Source organism: Gilliamella sp. wkB308, from assembly GCF_001690185.1.
Taxonomy (GTDB): Bacteria; Pseudomonadota; Gammaproteobacteria; order Enterobacterales; family Orbaceae; genus Gilliamella; species Gilliamella apicola_I.
Window position 1 is genome coordinate 73,798 of record NZ_LZGN01000045.1, and the last position, 18,660, is coordinate 92,457.

The 18,660-nt window shown below is 36.8% G+C and carries 16 protein-coding genes and 1 riboswitch; of the genes, 11 read left to right on the top strand and 5 right to left on the bottom strand.

Annotation, left to right across the window (positions count from 1 at the left end; all coding sequences use genetic code 11):
- Positions 1–62: 62 nt before the first annotated feature.
- The gene (rne, locus tag A9G10_RS12265) at positions 63–2,753 is read right to left on the bottom strand and encodes a ribonuclease E (RefSeq protein ID WP_081299210.1); all 2,691 of its coding nucleotides are present in this window, start codon (positions 2,751–2,753) and stop codon (positions 63–65) included.
- Between the two features lie 741 nt (positions 2,754–3,494).
- On the opposite strand from rne, the gene syd reads away from it, so the two are divergent.
- Both syd and A9G10_RS12275 read left to right on the top strand, forming a co-directional pair.
- Positions 3,495–4,022, top strand: a complete 528-nt coding sequence (gene syd, locus A9G10_RS12270) for a SecY-interacting protein (RefSeq protein ID WP_065559793.1) — start codon at positions 3,495–3,497, stop codon at positions 4,020–4,022.
- A 136-nt stretch (positions 4,023–4,158) separates the two neighbouring features.
- Positions 4,159–5,334 (top strand): amino acid aminotransferase, encoded by a 1,176-nt coding sequence (locus A9G10_RS12275; protein ID WP_065559794.1) that lies wholly within the window; start codon positions 4,159–4,161, stop codon positions 5,332–5,334.
- 110 nt (positions 5,335–5,444) lie between these two features.
- Here the strand turns inward: A9G10_RS12275 and A9G10_RS12280 are convergent, their stop codons facing one another.
- On the bottom strand, positions 5,445–6,590 hold the full coding sequence (locus A9G10_RS12280) for an MFS transporter (protein ID WP_065559795.1): 1,146 nt from the start codon (positions 6,588–6,590) through the stop codon (positions 5,445–5,447).
- Between the two features lie 306 nt (positions 6,591–6,896).
- Between A9G10_RS12280 and purB the strand changes: the two genes are divergently transcribed.
- The 5 genes from purB to A9G10_RS12305 are packed head-to-tail and all read left to right on the top strand — an operon-like array spanning position 6,897 to position 10,993.
- A complete protein-coding gene (purB, locus tag A9G10_RS12285; RefSeq protein WP_065559796.1) occupies positions 6,897–8,258 on the top strand; it encodes an adenylosuccinate lyase in 1,362 nt (453 codons plus the stop codon).
- A complete protein-coding gene (locus tag A9G10_RS12290) occupies positions 8,255–8,779 on the top strand; it encodes a GNAT family N-acetyltransferase (protein ID WP_065559797.1) in 525 nt (174 codons plus the stop codon). The genes purB and A9G10_RS12290 overlap by 4 nt, the downstream gene beginning before the upstream one ends.
- Positions 8,776–9,561 (top strand): amino acid ABC transporter substrate-binding protein, encoded by a 786-nt coding sequence (locus tag A9G10_RS12295; RefSeq protein WP_065559798.1) that lies wholly within the window; start codon positions 8,776–8,778, stop codon positions 9,559–9,561. Before A9G10_RS12290 ends, A9G10_RS12295 begins: the two co-directional genes overlap by 4 nt.
- Entirely contained in the window at positions 9,558–10,229 is a 672-nt protein-coding gene (locus A9G10_RS12300) for an amino acid ABC transporter permease (RefSeq protein WP_065559799.1), read from the top strand. Before A9G10_RS12295 ends, A9G10_RS12300 begins: the two co-directional genes overlap by 4 nt.
- 11 nt (positions 10,230–10,240) lie before the next feature.
- A complete protein-coding gene (locus A9G10_RS12305) occupies positions 10,241–10,993 on the top strand; it encodes an amino acid ABC transporter ATP-binding protein (RefSeq protein ID WP_065559800.1) in 753 nt (250 codons plus the stop codon).
- Between the two features lie 156 nt (positions 10,994–11,149).
- Here the strand turns inward: A9G10_RS12305 and A9G10_RS12310 are convergent, their stop codons facing one another.
- Entirely contained in the window at positions 11,150–12,511 is a 1,362-nt protein-coding gene (locus tag A9G10_RS12310) for an MmgE/PrpD family protein (RefSeq protein ID WP_179855838.1), read from the bottom strand.
- 212 nt (positions 12,512–12,723) lie between these two features.
- Here A9G10_RS12310 and folK point away from each other — a divergent pair, with 212 nt between their 5' ends.
- The 3 genes from folK to gluQRS all read left to right on the top strand — a co-directional run bounded on the left by folK (position 12,724) and on the right by gluQRS (position 14,732).
- The gene (gene folK, locus A9G10_RS12315; RefSeq protein ID WP_065559801.1) at positions 12,724–13,209 is read left to right on the top strand and encodes a 2-amino-4-hydroxy-6-hydroxymethyldihydropteridine diphosphokinase; all 486 of its coding nucleotides are present in this window, start codon (positions 12,724–12,726) and stop codon (positions 13,207–13,209) included.
- A 134-nt stretch (positions 13,210–13,343) separates the two neighbouring features.
- Positions 13,344–13,799 carry an RNA polymerase-binding protein DksA gene (gene dksA / locus A9G10_RS12320; protein ID WP_065559802.1) on the top strand — a complete coding sequence of 152 codons (456 nt, stop codon included), beginning with the start codon at positions 13,344–13,346 and terminating at the stop codon, positions 13,797–13,799.
- Positions 13,800–13,841: 42 nt separating this feature from the next.
- The gene (gluQRS, locus tag A9G10_RS12325) at positions 13,842–14,732 is read left to right on the top strand and encodes a tRNA glutamyl-Q(34) synthetase GluQRS (RefSeq protein ID WP_065559803.1); all 891 of its coding nucleotides are present in this window, start codon (positions 13,842–13,844) and stop codon (positions 14,730–14,732) included.
- Here the strand turns inward: gluQRS and moaA are convergent.
- The gene (gene moaA / locus A9G10_RS12330; protein ID WP_065559804.1) at positions 14,712–15,686 is read right to left on the bottom strand and encodes a GTP 3',8-cyclase MoaA; all 975 of its coding nucleotides are present in this window, start codon (positions 15,684–15,686) and stop codon (positions 14,712–14,714) included. The genes gluQRS and moaA overlap by 21 nt on opposite strands.
- Positions 15,681–15,811: riboswitch (molybdenum cofactor riboswitch) on the bottom strand. Its footprint overlaps the gene before it by 6 nt.
- A gap of 22 nt (positions 15,812–15,833) precedes the next feature.
- Positions 15,834–16,847, bottom strand: a complete 1,014-nt coding sequence (locus A9G10_RS12335; RefSeq protein WP_065559805.1) for a hypothetical protein — start codon at positions 16,845–16,847, stop codon at positions 15,834–15,836.
- Between the two features lie 425 nt (positions 16,848–17,272).
- Between A9G10_RS12335 and ppnN the strand changes: the two genes are divergently transcribed.
- Positions 17,273–18,649: a nucleotide 5'-monophosphate nucleosidase PpnN gene (ppnN, locus tag A9G10_RS12340; RefSeq protein ID WP_065559824.1), complete on the top strand. Its 1,377-nt coding sequence runs from the start codon at positions 17,273–17,275 to the stop codon at positions 18,647–18,649.
- Positions 18,650–18,660: the final 11 nt, after the last annotated feature.

An 18,660-nucleotide genomic window follows, 5' to 3' on the forward strand; every position in this document is an offset into this window, starting at 1 on the left:
TCTGAATAGGAACAGAAGTGGTCTGATGACCACTCTGTTTATAAATATCAGTTTTTAAACTATTATTCTGAAGGATAGGAAGGTTTACTTGCTTTAGCAAAGGCATGGTTTTGTGAGCTTAAACCGCCCGCTTCACCTTTCCCTTCAAAGTGATAGTCTGATTCTTCCCGTAGTTTAAAACCAATTTCAGAATCCACATACTCTGGTGCAGGGGCTTTAGTCATCACTGACGAAGCGTGACCTGTAGCTTGAGACACATCAGTATTCACATCGCTATCATGACTTTCTTGTTCACTGTCTTTTGTAGCATCATGATCTTGAGTTGATACAGAATTGATGGATACATCATTCAAATCAGCTGTGTCAATTGTCGGTTCAGAACGAGTTTCTGCCACTTCACTTTTAACGATAACAGGTAATAAAAGTGAAGGAATCACAGGCACTACATTATTTGGTTCATCTTGTGTGATTTGACTATAATCAATCGCAACCCGACCTAATGCCAATTCAAGAGATGCAGCAGCAAATTGTAACGGCATTGGTGATTTTTTAAGATCGCCACTTCGTACCCGTCGTTTATTACGTTGTCCATTCATGCGTAGATGTCTGGAAGTGCGTCGTTGACGTTTTGGTTGTGACTCTAAAACAGGCGCTGTCTCAGCTTGTTCAGGGACTATCACCGGTAATAATAACGATGGAATAACAACACGCTCTTCATTGACTTGAATCGCTGCTTCACTATTTTTTACACGTACGCTTTTTGTCAATGAACGTTGTTGACGTCTTGGTTTCACTTCTTTTTGTTTCGGTGTTACCACTTCATTACTATTCGCTGTTTTTTCAGCTTTAGTTGCATTTACCGCATTCGCCGAATGACTATTGTTTTGCTTAGTGCGACGACTGTTACTACGAGTTGTCTCTTTCACGTCTTCTGTTGCTGAGCTGCTATTAGCATTTGCAGCATTGCCATTGCGACTATTACGCTGACGACGATTATTCGATCGATTATTTTCACGTCTTTTAGTCGGTTTTGGTTTAACTTCTGGTTCAGGTTCACTTTTTTCAGCAACAAATAATTTGCGTAACTTACTAAATAATCCACTAAACAAGCCCCCAGATTTTTCAACTTTAGGCTCGCTCTTTTCTTTCGAGGTCGTGTTCGCTTCGACTTTTGGACCTGATAATACTGCTTGTTCAACGATAATTTCAGCCGCTGCGTCTTCTTCCTCTTCTTCCAGTTCTCGGATTAATTTCGGTAAGTTATAACTCAGAACATCAGTTTCTTCGCCAACACGTTTACGAATCACTTTATAAAGTGGCGTTTCCATCTCTTCATCACCCACGATGACAATTTTTACATCAGGGTGCATTCTTTCGATATTGTTAATCGCGCGACGTTTTTCATTTAATAAATAGCTGGCAATTGGCACTGGCACGATAACATCTATTTGGACAGTGTTATCTTTCATCGCTTCTTCTTGAATTAATCGAAGAATAGAAAGCGATAATGAATTATTATCACGAATCGTTCCCGTTCCTTGACAACGTGGACAAATGTGATGAGTTGCTTCACGCAAAGACGGACTTAATCGTTGGCGTGACATTTCAAGCAGACCAAATCGAGAAATCCGTGTTGTTTGAATACGTGCTCGGTCTGTTTTCATCGCCTCTTTTAAGCGATTTTCGACTTCACGTTGGTTACGAATTGGTGTCATATCGATAAAATCGATAACAATTAAACCACCTAAGTCACGTAAACGTAGTTGACGAGCAATTTCTTCAGCAGCCTCAAGATTCGTGTTAAAGGCCGTTTCTTCAATGTCACTGCCCCGTATCGATTTAGCGGAGTTAATATCGATTGCCGTTAATGCTTCGGTCGCATCAATTACAATTGAACCGCCCGAAGGTAAACGCACTTCACGTTGAAACGCAGATTCAATTTGACCTTCAATCTGAAAATGGTTGAATAGAGGTACATCCCCCTCATAAAGTTTTAGTCGATTAACGTATTCAACACGTCCCAAATCAACTAATCGTTTTTTAGCGATCTCAAGGACTTTCGGATTATCGATTAATATATCACCCACATCATCACGTAAATAATCACGAAATGCTCGGGTAATAATATCACTTTCCTTGTGGATTAAACTTGGTGCTGGATGATTCTTAGCTTCATTTTGAATCGCTGCCCAATAATTGACTAACGCATCTAAATCTTGTTGTAACTCTTCTTGGCTTTTACCAACACCAGCCGTTCTGGCAATTACGCCCATGCCTTTAGGCTTTTCAATGGCGTCAATAATACGTTTTAAATCTGCACGATCTTCACCTTCAATTCGGCGAGACACACCACCAGCACGTGGATCATTAGGCATTAAAACTAAATAACTACCGGCAAGACTGATATAAGTCGTTAACGCAGCACCTTTTTTGCCTCGAATCTCTTTTTCAATTTGAATGAGAACTTCTTGACCTTCTTCAAGATGTTTAATGGTACGACGACCGGTCATATTGGATGGAAAATAACTATCGGCAATCTCTTTTAATGGTAAAAAACCATCTCGCTCTCCACCATATGAAACAAAAGCCGCCTCTAAACTTGGATTGATTTTAGTAATTTTACCTTTATAGATATTGGCCTTTTTTTGCTCATGCCCAAGACTTTCGATATCTAAATCATATAAGCGTTGGCCATCAACAAGCGCAACTCGCAGCTCTTCTTGCTGGGTTGCATTGATTAGCATTCTTTTCATTATTCTACACTCTTCATTAATCTTAATTAATTGTAGGTAGAATCCTATTATTGATAAATGCTTATTTTAACAATGATAAAAAAAGTACTTAATTCGATATTTCTATACAGTGTGCATTATTTTATTTGTGTTATTTTTGTTATTATTTTATGTGACACCGATTTCACATTGACTACATTAAAATAATATTTTAGGGGGATAACCGCTAAATTCAAAAGTACAAATGATACGCCGAATTATTCCTAAATATATAATTTATTGATATTATTTCAATGGTTAATTTGCAAACCTTCATTTTATTGGTTCTAGCAAATAAACTAAATCTTTATATGATTGTTTAAAATAAACATATTATCTAATTATCATGATTCTACTTACGCTATTTTGTTTTGACAAACTGTAATGTCTAACGCCATTGCTGCATTACAAGGATAAAAATATCCCCCCTTATTATTCACGTTTCGGCAAAGGATAGCAAGAAAATTAAACTTCATATTTCATCGATAGTTAGATTAATATTTTGAGTTATTTACAAATAATATTTATCATTTCAATAAAATCATATTAGATATATTAAAAATTTATATTAACGACACTAAAAAGCAAAAATTGCTTTACATTTTTTTACTTATTATTTGAAAAATAGAAATTTGGAACTTACTTAGTAGAACATAAAGTGACTTAATTTGTATAATAGAAGAAAAATATAAAATAAATTCAAAAAAGAGACTTAGCTTATTTATGAAATCACCCGAAAAAACAGCCTTACTTGATTTTACTTCTCGTTGGATGAATCAATTTGATTATGCCCCTAAAAGTGAAGAATTACATGCCATTCCTTCACCTTGTATACTAAAAACAGCGCAACTTGCAGTATATTGGCAACCTTTTTTATTAGAGCCTGCAAGAGATCTAACTATTGTAGAACAAGTCGTTAACATCAATCTGTGTCAAAGTGCTCATGTTTTTTATGGCACACAATATGCCGGAAATATAAACGCAAACTTTGCTGATACTCATTTAGTATTACTACAAGCATGGAATGATGACGATTTCTCAATTTTAGAGCAAAACTTAATTGCCCATTTGTCGCAACAAAAAAGATTAAAACGGATACCAACTATTTTTATTGCCTCTACCGATGAAAGTACCGAAATTATCGCCATAAATAATTTAACTGGTGAAGTGGTTAAAGAAGATCTCATTAGTGGAGAACTGACGATATTAGCTGAAAATTTAACATCATTTTTTAATAATCTTTCAATTTAATGTAAAAAAATAATTCATAAAAATTAATAAGATTATCGTCTAAACATTTATTCACAAATTGTGTGTATCGAAATTGTATATTATAAAATATTATGTATATAATGCGATGAAAGTTATTAGACGAAATAGGTGAATTATGTTTGAAAGTTTAACAGCAGCACCGGCCGACCCGATACTTGGATTAGCCGATCTTTATAATAAAGATGAACGCACCAGTAAGATTAATTTAAGTGTCGGTGTCTATAAAGATGAAACCACCCAAACACCTATTTTAGAAAGCGTCAAAAAAGCCGAACAATTTTTATTAAATAACGAAACCACAAAAAGTTATTTATCCATTGACGGAATCAAAGAATTTAATATCGCTACACAAATCTTATTATTTGGTAACGAAAATGAACGAGCCAGAACGGCACAAGCACCCGGAGGCACTGGCGCTTTACGAATCATGGCCGATTTTTTAGCTCGCCGAACCAAAGTAAAACGTATATGGGTCAGTAACCCTTCTTGGCCAAATCATCGAAGTGTCTTCCAAACTGCCGGCCTTGAAGTGCGAGAATACCGTTATTATGATGCACAAACCCATAGCTTAGATTTTGATGGACTGATGCAAGATTTAAGTAAAATTGCAGCAGGTGAGGCGGTACTTTTTCATGGTTGCTGTCACAATCCAACCGGTATCGATCCAACCCCTGAACAATGGCAAGCCATTTCAGATTTAGCATTAAAAAATGGTTGGTTACCTTTATTTGATTTAGCTTATCAAGGATTTGGACAAGGTATAGAAGAAGATGTGTATGGATTACGACTATTCACCAATCATCACCCAGAATTATTGATTGCTAGCTCATACTCTAAAAACTTTGGGCTGTATAATGAACGAGTTGGCGCTTTTACCTTGATCGCTGCGGATACGGAGATTGCGGATCGGGCTTTTAGCCAAGTTAAAACCATTATTCGAGCCAATTATTCTAATCCACCCGCTCATGGCGCCAAAATTGTATCTTATATTTTAAATAACAAGGAATTAAAAGATGAGTGGATCGATGAACTGACAAGTATGCGTCAACGTATTCATCGTATGCGCCAATTATTCGTCAAAACCTTACAAGATAAAGGTGCCAATCAAGACTTTAGCTTCATCGCTAAACAAAACGGCATGTTTTCTTTCAGTGGATTAACAGAACAACAAGTACTAAAATTACGCAACGACTACGGTATTTACATCGTGAATTCGGGACGAATCAATGTCGCTGGCATGACCCTTGATAATATGTCACGCCTGTGTGAATCGATAGTTAAAGTGTTATAAGCCTATTTTATGAAATAAATTTTTAGGCATTATTGTTGATTAACTGTTGTGTTACTTTGATAATGAAAGCATGAGGGATTGATTATCAATCCCTCTGCATATTACGGATATCACGACTTATTTGGTAAATTTTTTTTATATAATAAACAGGCAAATACAATATCTAACACACACAGTGAAATCAGCACGAAAAACGAGCCTAAAACACCGCCTGAATCTAATCCTAAACTAAACAGATACGGATAGCCAAACACGCCAATAAAGTAGCTTAAACTAAAAATAGTTAAATAGATACTTCGCTTTTCAGCATCGATATCTTTAACCATTTGTGTTTGAATTAACGGATAAACCAAACCATAACTTATGCCTAATAATGACGACGGTACAATATAAAAAATATTATTTGTCGTAACCAAAAACAGACACAACGCAATCAACATAATGAATAACAGGCCGATCATGGCTAATTGCTGTGACAGTTTTAAAATAAATTTAGCCAGAAAGAATCGAGCAAATAATAATGAAAAAGTATAAGAAATATAAAATATCGAAAAGTTTAAATTCTTCTCTTTCGCAAACACAAATTGAAAGTTCATCATTGAAATGTAAATACAGGCGCCTAAAAAAACCATTATTAATGGAATGACTGCATTTGAAGTAACAATGGTTTTCATTACTGGCAAAATCGATAACTTAACGCTATTTTGCTTATTGGATAGCGTTACATTAAAAAATATTCCACCGGCTAACAAACTTAACAACACAGCAAACAAAAACATATATTCAATAGCAATATTATAATCGAGCAGTGTTTTAACTATCACCGGCGATAATCCGGCACCTAACATATTAAATGCCGAAATAAACATAAAATGACGACTTAATTCGGCAGTATCACTAGTTGACGACACCATAATCGGCCCCAACGTATAAATAATCCCCCACCCTGCACCAAGCAACAAACCAGCAATATAAAGAAAAACACCACCAGTATACAAAATCAACGCAATAGCAAAGGCATAAATTAACGCCCCCATTGCCGCAATCACATTAGTAGAAACAGATTTCAGCACATAAGGAATCGACAAAATCGACGCCACCACTCCAATGATCCCCATTGAAATAATTTCACTCGACATCACCAACGAAAGCTTTAAAGTGTCGGTTAAAAATAACGGCAGCGTTAACATCACACCATAGGCAAAAGAGGTCAAAAAAGAGCCTAAACAGACTAATTTAAATAATTTGTTATTCATCACTATTTATTCCTTATTTGTTAAGCAGGCTCACGTTGTGCCCTACGATGATAACATCAAAGAGGTCAAGTACCGTGCATAATACGAATAAAAAATAAGAAATTTTGAAAAAATTCCACTATTTGAGTCTATTCATCAAGACAAAACAAACATTCAACAATTAACATCCTCAATCGCCTGTGATCAAAACCCAACAACCTTAATTCTTTTTAGTTATATCCATAGTCCAAGAGGATATTAGACGCTGTTTGAATAATCTTTAATAATTGAATAATAAAACATTAATTAATCTTTGAGGATATTTCGGTGGCGTCACATGTTATTGATTATTTGATTTTAGGTAATAATTTTAGTACCAGTGAAATGCAAGCAATTTGGTCAGAACAAAATCGCTTAGAAAAGCAAGTTGATGTAGAAGTCGCACTAGCAAAAGCACAAGGTGAACTAGGTGTCATTCCTTGCGATGCCGCTGATGCAATCGTTGCTAAGGCCGATGCTTCGAAACTGTCCATTGCACAAATTGCCAAACAAGCTGCAAAAGCCAAGCACTCTTTAATGTCAACGATCAATGCGCTGCAAGATCAAGTTGGCGATGCCGGTCAATTTATTCATTATGGTGCAACCACGCAAGATATTGTCGATACGGCAACCGTTTTACAACTTAAGCAATCATTTGCCATTATTGAACGTGACACCAAACTAGTGGCATGTGAATTAAAAAAGTTAGCTAAACAGTATCAATATTTACCTATGGTTGGACGTACTCATGGTATGCAGGCTCTTCCTACCACTTTTGGGTTTAAACTTGCCGTTTGGTTAGATGAGTTTGTTCGCCATTTACAGCGATTAAGTGAAATTAAGCAACGGGTTTTAGTGGGTAATATCAGTGGTGCAATTTGTACTTATGCCGCTATGGGCGAATTAGGGGTACAAGTTGAAGCCAAAGTATTAACTTTATTAGGTCTCAATACTCCTAACATTGGTTGGCAAGCTGCACGTGATCGGTTTTCTGAATATGCATCAGTTATTGCATTAATCAGTGGAACGCTGGGTAAAATGGGTAATGAGTTTTATAACTTAATGCGTACTGAAATTAACGAAGTTGAAGAGCCCTTTTCTGACGGAAAAATCGGTTCAACCACTATGCCTCATAAGCGAAATCCAGCCGCATTAGAAGGCTTAGCTAGCTTGACAGCGCCATTATTAAAAAGTGTCGCTTTAATTCACGAATCCATGAAAGTTGAACATGAGCGAGACGCCATGAGTTGGCGGGCGGAGTGGATAGCGCTTCCTGAAATTAATCTCTATCTTTCTTCACAACTACAAACGGCATTAGCTGTACTGCAAGGGTTAAAAGTCAATGCTGAACGCATGTTAACTAACTTAACCTTACAAAATGGTTTACTGCTGTCTGAAAAAGTGATGTTTGAAATAGGCAAGCGATTAGGCAAACAGACCGCTCATCGTTTAGTTTATCAAAGCGCAATGCAAGCTTTTGAGCAAAATAAAACCTTTAAAGCAGTGTTATTAGCTGATCCTATCTTGAATAAAGAGTTTACCGAAGATGAACTCGATAGTTGGTTAGAACCAATTAATTATGTTGGTTTAGCGCCTGAAAAAGTGGAACAAGTAATCCGGTATGCTGATCAAACTGGAGTCTTAGTATGACGTTCCGCTTAATGACGCAAAACGATATCCCAGCTTATCAAACGCTATTGCATAGTGCTTATCAAGCAACCCTACAACTTGGTATCCACTTTGCTGCTGCGACAGTTAATCAAACACAAATTGCCGATCACCTTGAATCAAATGCTGTTTATCTCTATGAAAAACAGGGTAAATTAATTTCAACATTAACGATTCGTTTTCCATGGGGCAATAATCCCGGACCCTATGGATTACCGCATTTAGGTTGGTTTGCCACTGCCCCACAATATAAAGGTCAAGGCTATGGTCATACGTTATGGGATTTTGTTGAACAACAAATCTTAATTAAACAATTAAAACTTCCTGCGGCGACATTAGGAACAGCCGCAAATCATCCATGGTTAGCTACACTTTACCTCAACAAAGGTTATAAACCTATTGGGCAAGCCGATTTAACCCCTGATCACACCACACTCTATTTTGAAAAAATTTTTAATCATAAAAACTACACTGAATGGAAAAAAAGGAATCACAAACAATGAAAACAATCAGAACAATTTTCTCTGCGATACTACTCGCCAGTTTAACATTATTATTCGGATGCGATACCAACAGCCAAGATGCAACGGCAAAGCAGCCGATCATTAGAGTCGGTTCAACCGGTCAAAGTTATCCTAATGGTTATAAACAACAAGATAAATTAATCGGATTTGATGTTGAACTGACAGAAGCCATTGCCAATGAACTGGGTTATCAAGTTGAATGGGGGGTTGCTGAATTTGGTGGATTAATGGGACAGTTTGATTCTGGACGTTTAGATACCATTGCCAATGCCGTTGCAATCACACCTGCTCGCCAAGCTAAGTATGATTTTTCTCAGCCTTATAGTTATTACGGTAGTCAGATTGTTACCCATAAAGATAATCAAGATATCAATACATTAGCTGATTTTGAAGGTAAAACCATTGCTGGCGTGTTAGGTTCAAATCATATCAATAATTTGAAAAAAGCCTTTCCCAATAATGAAGTGACGGTTAAAACTTACGAAACCCGTGACGGAGCCATGTATGATACCGAATATCAACGGGTTGAAGGTTATGTTAATTCAAAACCCATCTTACTGGCTGAAATCAAACGTAAAAACCTTCCATTTAAATTAGTAGGCGAGCCAATAACGATTGAGCAAGTTGCTTTTCCATTTAGCAAAGATGAAAAAGGTCAAGCATTACGTGAAAAGTTTAATCAAGCTTTGGACAAGTTACGCAACAACGGCACGTTAAAAAATCTTTCGATTAAATATTTTGGTGAAGATATTACCTCATGAACTTTAATGTAAACTATTTTTTAAGTGTGTTTCCTCAGATATTACCATATCTACCGGTCACACTTTTTATTGCGGTGGTGTCAATTTTATTTGCTATGGTGTTAGGTCTGGCTATCGCATTGTTACGTAACAATAAAATCATCATTGTTGACGCAATTTTTTCGCTGTTTATTTCGCTATTTCGTGGAATTCCGTCGGTGGTATTGCTCTTTATTATTTATTACGGTTTACCGCAGATTTTTCCTGTATTAAAGCACATGGGAGCAACAACCGCCGCTATTATCTGCTTTAGCCTAAAATATTCAGCTTATCTTGCCGAAATTTTTCGTGCTGGTTTGGCGTCAGTCGATCCAGGACAAAAAGAGGCAGGACTTACCTCGGGGCTAAGTACGATTCAGGTTTACCGGAACATTATTTTGCCACAAGCATTGGTCAATGCTTTGCCTAATACCGGTAACATGTTTATTTCATTACTCAAAGACTCGTCTGTCGCTTTTTTTGTTGGCGTACAAGAACTGCTAGCAGCAGGCAAAATGCTAACGGCGAGCTCCTTTCTCTATTTTGAAACCTATTTAGCAGTCGGCATTGTTTATTGGCTAACGGTTGTTGCTTATTCATGGATACAAAAACAGTTAGAACGTAAATTAAGCAAACCGTATTACCGTTAAGGAGCAAGCTCATGATTTCTGTATCACATCTGTCTAAACGGTTTGGTCATCATCAAGTATTAAAAGAGATAAACCTTCATGTAAAACAAGGTGAAGTTGTCGCCATTATTGGACCTTCAGGCTCAGGTAAATCCACGTTATTACGTTGTCTGAATTTATTAGAAAAACTCAATACGGGTACAATTCGAATAGGTGATGTCATTCTGGATAGTGAACATTATCGCCATAAAGAAGAAGTCCAATTACGCAAACAATCAGCGATGGTATTTCAACACTATAATTTATTTAAAAACAAAACAGCGATAGAGAACATTACTTATCCCTTGATTCTGGGTAAAAAAATCAATAAAAATGAAGCCAAACAACAAGCATTAACGCTACTAAAACGGGTTGGCATGTTACCTTATGCTGACCAATACCCCATAACTTTATCCGGTGGGCAACAACAACGGGTGGCTATTGCCAGAGCATTGGCGGTTAGACCTAAAGTTCTACTATTTGATGAACCGACATCGGCACTCGATCCTGAGCGTGTACACGAAGTACTGCAAGTCATGTTACAACTTGCCAAAGAAAATATCACGATGATCATTGTTACTCACGAAATGGAATTTGCTAAATATGTCGCTGACCGAATCATCTTTATGGCAAATGGCGTCATTGTAGAAGAAGGCTATGCTAAAACTCTTATCGAGCATCCACAAAACGAGTTAACTCAACGTTTTTTGCGTCAACTAACCGATGATATTAATTTCGAAATTTAATAAAGAAAAAATTGTTCGCTCACTGAGTGCTTATATTGAGACAAGAAATTGGGGGGATTTTACATCGCCCCCCTATTTAAAATTCATGTAATAGTAAATATTACCTTATTAAAAAGCTTTAATTTTTATTCTTTTAATTGAATCAAGATTTTTCAACTATAACTTAACTATATAACGCTTTATAAAATCGCTGACATCTAACCCTTTTGCAAATGCTTGAATATCTTGGCTTAGTGCTATTGCAGTTGGTTGATCATCAATAGCGTTTACGAGTTTTGCTGTCATTTCATTTTTGCTGTAAGGATTTTTTGGTGATCCTTTGGGAAGGTCGATGCGTTGGCTGATTTTTTGACCGTTATTAAGTAATATCTCAACAACCACATAACGACCGTTATAGGCTTGAGGATGTGGTGCTAGGGTGATGTGATAACTGCGTTGCATTTTTTGCATCAGTTGTTGAATGTTGTCAGCGATTGGCGTTGCCGAAAATGCCTTAAAATCAGTGGGTAAACCTAATAAAATTAAGGCCAAAATATATTCAGCAGAAAAGCGCCCTTGCTCAGCAAGAGTTGGCTGTTGATAAATTAATGCAGCATCACTCTTGGGTGGCGCAAAGTAAAGGGTAATGTTAGCCACATTCTCAACACGAAATTGTGGATGTCGAAAAAGTAATTGTCCGGCATCCGCAATATAGGCTCCAGCGGAACAAAAACTATAAGTTTTAAACCATAATCCGGGGTCAATTATCTTCCAAGGCTTTGCCCAACGGGTTAAATTCAACGTCGTATTCCCTTGTCCATACATGGCGAGAAATCCTAAATTTTCATCTAAAAAATTTTGTTCTGCTTGTAGTCCTGCTCTTAACCAATCAACGGTTTGGATGGCATGTTGCGCTGCCAGTCCTGCATGTAAAAATTTTATGGGTGTGCCCATTAACAATCGCATTCCCGAAGCTTGGGTTGCTGCAAGTGCTAATGCTTGCGATAAAAAAGGTTCATCATACAAATAACAAATTGCGGCTGTGGCTGCTATGCCACCAAGCGTAATAGTGGCATGCCATCCTTTTTCATAATGTTGTGGATTGACGCTTTTACCCAGTAACGCCATAACTTCAATACCAATAACATAAGCCGTTAAAAATCGCCGTCCATCTATCTTGAATGGTGAATGATCTAATCGAATACTGGCAAACAGTGCTGATAAAATCACCGCTGAAGGATGGCCTCGTATATCTGAATGAACATCATCATAATCTAAACAGTGGGCTTGAAAACCATTGAATAATGCAGCTTGACGTGGTGTGGCTAACTTTTTTTGACCAATAAGCCAAGACCGTTCATGCCCACCTTCTTCTTTTATCCAAGCGAGTAATCTTTGAACATTCATATCCTGACGAGCTTGTAAACAACATGCAAAATAATCGACGATGCCATTAATCGCATTATTAATAACAGTCGAATCACTAAGGAGCGGCGTATTTTTAATTAATAAGCATAATTGTTGGTTTAAGTTCATCATATATTCACTCATCAAACTATCATAAATAGACTTGACCAAAATAGCGTAAAATGAACATTAAGTTAAAGATTATCTAGTTATATTTTAATAACTAAACTTAATATTATTGCATCATGCAGTCGTCTTTTCCCTTCATATAACTATTTTTGACTAATCAATAGTATGCTAATATAGACAACAAATGATTAACCTAAAATTTCACTTATCTAATTATGTCAATTTGTTATATCGCGTTAGGAAGTAACCTTGACGATCCTTTTGCTCAAGCAAATCGAGCAATAGCCGCTTTAACTCAATTGCCTCATACTCAACTGGTTGAAGTCTCGCCTTTTTACCGCAGTAAACCTTTAGGGCCACAAGATCAAAATGATTATCTCAACGCTGTGATTAAGTTAACAACGAGCCTTTCACCAATTGAATTATTAGATGCCTTACAATCGATTGAAAAATCACAAGGGCGAGTTCGCAAAGATAATCGTTGGGGAGCAAGAACTTTAGATTTGGATATTCTTTTATATGATGATTTGATTATCAATAGTGAACGATTAACCATACCGCATTACCACATGAAAAACCGAGAATTTGTCCTTTATCCACTTTTTGATATTGAGCCAGAATTGGTCTTTCCCGATAATGACAAATTGTCAGATCTTGTTGCTAAGTGTCCTAAAAATGACATGAAACAGTGGATAGCATAATTATATACATTAATACATATAGTTATGTTAATTTGCTCTAATTATGTAAAAAAAATCATAAAAAAATTTTGCCAATGGCTAATTTATTGCTATAGTTTAGCGCTTGCAAATAATCTGTACTTAAGGGGATTGCTGTGAAAAAGGAACAAAAAGTTAATACATCTTCTCTTAGCCTGCTTTCAATTGCTGGGCTTGAGCCTTATAAAGAGGCGAAAGGCGAGGAGTATATGAACCCTAAGCAATTGAAACATTTCAAACTTATCTTAGAAGCATGGCTTGCGCAATTACAAGGCGAAATGGGCAAAACAGTCTCGCACATGCAAGATGAGGCTGCAAATTTTCCAGATCCAGCTGACCGAGCAACTCAAGAAGAGGAGTTCAGTCTAGAGTTAAGAGCACGCGATAGAGAACGTAAACTGATCAAAAAAATTGAAAAGACATTAAAGAAAATTGAAACTGATGATTTTGGTTTTTGTGAATCTTGTGGCGTTGAAATTGGTATTCGTCGCCTTGAAGCTAGACCTACGGCGGATCTATGTATCGATTGTAAAACGTTAGCGGAACTTCGCGAAAAACAAATGGGAATGTAATTTTAATTACCTTCCTCAAACATTACACTGCCAGATAAGCCCATGTGCTATATTGGTCGTTTTGCTCCCTCACCATCCGGACCATTACATTTTGGTTCGTTGGTGACGGCTCTCGGTAGCTATTTACAAGCTAAAGCTTATCAAGGTAAATGGTTAGTCCGTATTGAAGATATCGATCCACCACGCGAAGTCAAAGGCGCTTCTTCACTTATCTTAAAAACATTAGAAATATTTAATCTGTTTTGGGATGATGACGTTCTATACCAATCAACATGTAGTGAACGTTATCAATCGGTATTGCAATCATTACTGACCAAACAGCAAGCCTACTATTGCGATTGTTCAAGACAACGAATCCATCATCTTACCAATCATATTTATGATGGCTTTTGCCGTCAGCGAAATTTAACCCCCAACCACCAGCAGCATTTAGCCATTCGGTTAAAGCAAACCCATCCAATCTTTGAATTTGAAGATAACATTCTTGGATTACAAACAGTTAATCCAGCCAGTGCGCAAGAAGATTTTATTATTCACCGAAAAGATGGACTATTTGCTTATAATTTGGTCGTCGTGCTCGATGATCATCAACAAGGCATTACCGAAATTGTTCGTGGCGCTGATTTGCTACCAGTTACCGCAAAACAGATATCACTTTATCAACAGTTAGGCTTTACCGTTCCAACCTATTGCCATTTACCACTCGTCTTAGATCATAATGGTAATAAACTGTCGAAACAAAATCATGCTAAACCAATCGAATTGGATAATCCAACCTCATTAACCATTCAAGCACTACAATTTTTAGGACAACAGATACCACAAGATTGGCAAGATGCAACCCAACAACAATTGTTAGATTGGGCAATAGCATATTGGCAGCTTTCAACTATCCCGAAACAAAATGCAGTATTAACCACCAATGTAAGATAAATTAGGCACCATCCCCACTTGATTATCGTGTAATCGATGTTTTTCTGGTTTGACTACCAATGAGGCAAGAATGCGTGATTTAAGTTGTGGTTTTTGGTCTGCACTGACCAGCAAATCACGCAAATCAATCGCCGAATCACCAAACAGACAATAGTGTAACTGCCCAATTGATGACACTCGCAATCGATTGCAACTTTTACAAAAGTCTTTTGAATATGGCATGATAAGACCGATTTTACCTTGATAATCATCATGTGCATAAACTTTTGCCGGCCCTGATAGAACTTGCTTCGGTTGTAACTGCCAACCTTGCTCAATCAATTGACGTTCAATTGATTGACCGGCTAAGTGATAACGATGAAATAGATTACGGCTTTCATTGGTTTCCATAAGCTCGATAAAACGCAACTCAACCGGTCTATATTTAATCCAAGATAAGTAATCTGATAAATGGCTGTTGAGATCTTTCATTAAAACAGTATTAATCTTCACTTTCGGTATGCCAATTTCTAACGTTTTTTCAACGCCAGCAATCAGCTCTTTCAGTTTATCTTGACCGGTGATCAGTTTGAATATATGAGGGGAAAAACTATCTATACTAATATTGATTGAATTTAGACCGGCTTGATGCCAATAGTTGATATTTTTTAACAACCGTGTGCCATTGGTCGTGATTGCAAGCTCACGCATACTGGGATAAGACGAAATAACCGACAAAATTTCGGTAAAATCTCGACGTAATGTCGGCTCACCACCAGTAAGTCGAATTTTATGAACACCAAGCTCAGTAAATGTTGACACAATATTATCAATTTCATTAAGCGATAAAAAATGGTGAGGCTTATTAGGATGATAACCATTGGGTAAACAATACTGACATTTAAAATTACATAGTTCGGTAATCGACAAGCGCAGATATTGAAATCGACGCTGATAATTATCCACTAATTGCATATAAAAAAAACACCTTATCCAAATCGGGAAGCATAGCCATTTCTGCGCTATACCGCGGCTAATTCACCATATGAAACAGGCCAAGGCAACACTTAGGTGAAAAAGCTTCAGAGTTTGGTTTAGTCTAACATAGACAATATTTTTTGACTACGGACAATTATCACTATTCGATGATTGATTAGATGATTCAATTTCATCATTGTTTCTTTCAGTATGAATAACGGTGATGTAATTAGGTATAGTCGGCGCACAGCGATAAAGATAAACCCACTGCATACCATTTTGCTCAATTTTTATGTATTGCTTAACTAATTTGTCACTTTCAGTATCACTAGGCGATTGTTGATCTTTATATTGATTAAGAAATTCTTTTATTATTTCCTCACCCTCGGTTAATGGACCTTGATAGGTTGCTATATAATTTGCACTTAACTGCTCTAATTTCTTTAACAATAAGGCTTGCTCTTTTTCAATACTAAACTGCTTAGGATTGTGATAGCCTAAAGTCGTATAAATCCTGTCTGCAATAGGTGAACCTGTGTTGACTTGTTTTTTTTTGCCACAAAATATAATTAAAGGAAGCAACAATATTGCACCCAAAATAAAGAGATACAATGTCGGTACCAATGAGATTTGCAAATAGATCTGTAGCAAGCCCCAAATACAACTTGAAATGCCGATCAGCTCCATGAACTTTACAATCGGTGATGTGCGAATTTTAGGATTTTCAACGCTCGCTTCTGTTCCCTCTGTAACATAAGGATGCATCCATATTAGATGATCAACAGGTCGACGTAGCGCATAGGCAAAATAGCTGCCGCCGTCCATTGGGTCAACCACAACCTCAACATAATCACCGTCAGTAAAAGCGACACGACTACAAACTCCTTCAATTAGGTTATCACCTAATTTAAATCGGTAATATTGTTCAATATTTGGCGTTGGCGTATCGTACTTGCCGGATGAATCCTGTGCAGCAATCATTTGATTGATTTTATAAACCAGAGCAAGATAACCGATTGAGTTTAAATTAATATCAGCACACCCAGCTAATTGGCGGGCTTGAATAAAAGTCTCTCGTGACGGATAGACTGCTAAATCCGTGATATAACCAGTGATAATTTGATAATGTTCAATCGAGGATGTCGCGCAAGATTTCATAAAGTTCCTTCTTTGTTGTTCGTTAATGCTATCTAGTCAATAATTGGTAACCAGTTAGACAATGTTGGCGTTTTACAATAATAATCACATTCGCCTTTAAATTGTGCTAACGGTTTAAATTCGGGCGTCTGCGGATCATTAAATATATCACTCGAACCTGCATGATATAATTTTTTAATAAGTAAATAAAAATCCCTTCTCATTGATAACTCACTAACCAAACAAATAAAATACAGTCTATTTAATATTTTAATTTCTCAACATTTTTTATTATAGAGTAATTATTATTCTGTCTCTAGAGATAATTTTTTTATTCACCTAATTGGTTTATATTTAAGCTTATTTTCAGCTTTGCTTAGTATTCATTTTATTTCGGTATATAATAATTTTTTTGTCGATAAAACCGTCAAATGGAGGTTGTGATGATTACCACCCATATAAGCCCATTAGGATCTATGGATTTACTTGCTCAAGCTGAAGTGGATATTCTGAAAAGATCAGCAAATAGTGAATTATATCAATTATTTCGAAATTGCTCATTAGCAACACTTAATGCGGGTAGTAAAACCGATAATACGAAAGAGTTATTAGATAGGTTTCAATCGTTCGAAATTAATGTGATTAGTAAAGAACGAGGCGTTAAGCTAGAACTTATCGATGCGCCGGAAAGTGCTTTTGTGGATAAACGTATTATCCGTTCAATTCAAGCTAACCTTTTTGCGGTGTTGCGCGATATTCTATTTTTAAATAGTCAAATCAGTGCTGTTAAACAACTAGTTTCAAATGTCAATCTTGATAGAGATCATTCCTATTATATTACTAATCTGGTTTTTTCAATTTTACGTAATGCAAATGCGCTACACGTCGGCGAAGAGCCTAATCTTGTGGTTTGCTGGGGTGGGCACTCAATTAATGAAAACGAATATTATTATGCCCGTCAAGTCGGCATGCAGTTAGGGCTACGTGAGCTTAATATCTGCACAGGCTGTGGTCCCGGCATTATGGAAGCCCCTATGAAAGGCGCCGCTGTTGGTCACGCTCAGCAACGCTATAAAGATAGCCGTTTTATTGGGATGACTGAACCTTCAATTATTGCCGCTGAACCACCTAATGCCTTGGTCAATGAGCTTATCATCATGCCAGATATTGAAAAACGGCTTGAAGCTTTTGTCCGTATGGCACACGGTATTATTATCTTCCCTGGTGGTCCGGGTACTGCTGAGGAACTGCTTTATATTTTAGGCATTATGTTAAACCCGGCAAATAAAAATCAGACATTGCCACTTATATTAACTGGCCCTAAAGAATGCGAAGGTTATTTTGCTGCCATCGATGACTTTATTCGTCAAACCTTAGGCGAAGAAGCCACCAAGCTTTATCAAATTATTATTGATTCCCCAGAACAAGTTGCACGTATTATGAAAAAAGGCGTTAAACATGTTAAATCCTCACGCTTAAAAACAGGTGATGCTTACGGTTTTAACTGGCTCCTTAAAATTGATGGTTCGTTACAACAACCTTTTGAACCCATTCATGAAAATATGGCTTCATTGAATTTACACAAAGATCAGCCAGTGGAATTATTAGCCGCTGATTTACGTCGTGCATTTTCGGGAATTGTTGCCGGTAACGTGAAGGAGTTTGGTATGAAACAAATTGCCGAACATGGCCCTTATAAGTTACAAGGCGATAAGGAAATAATGAAACAATTGGATGATTTATTACGTAGCTTTGTTAAACAAGATCGGATGAAATTACCGGGTGGAACGGCTTATCAACCTTGTTATGAGATCTGTTATTAACACATCATTAA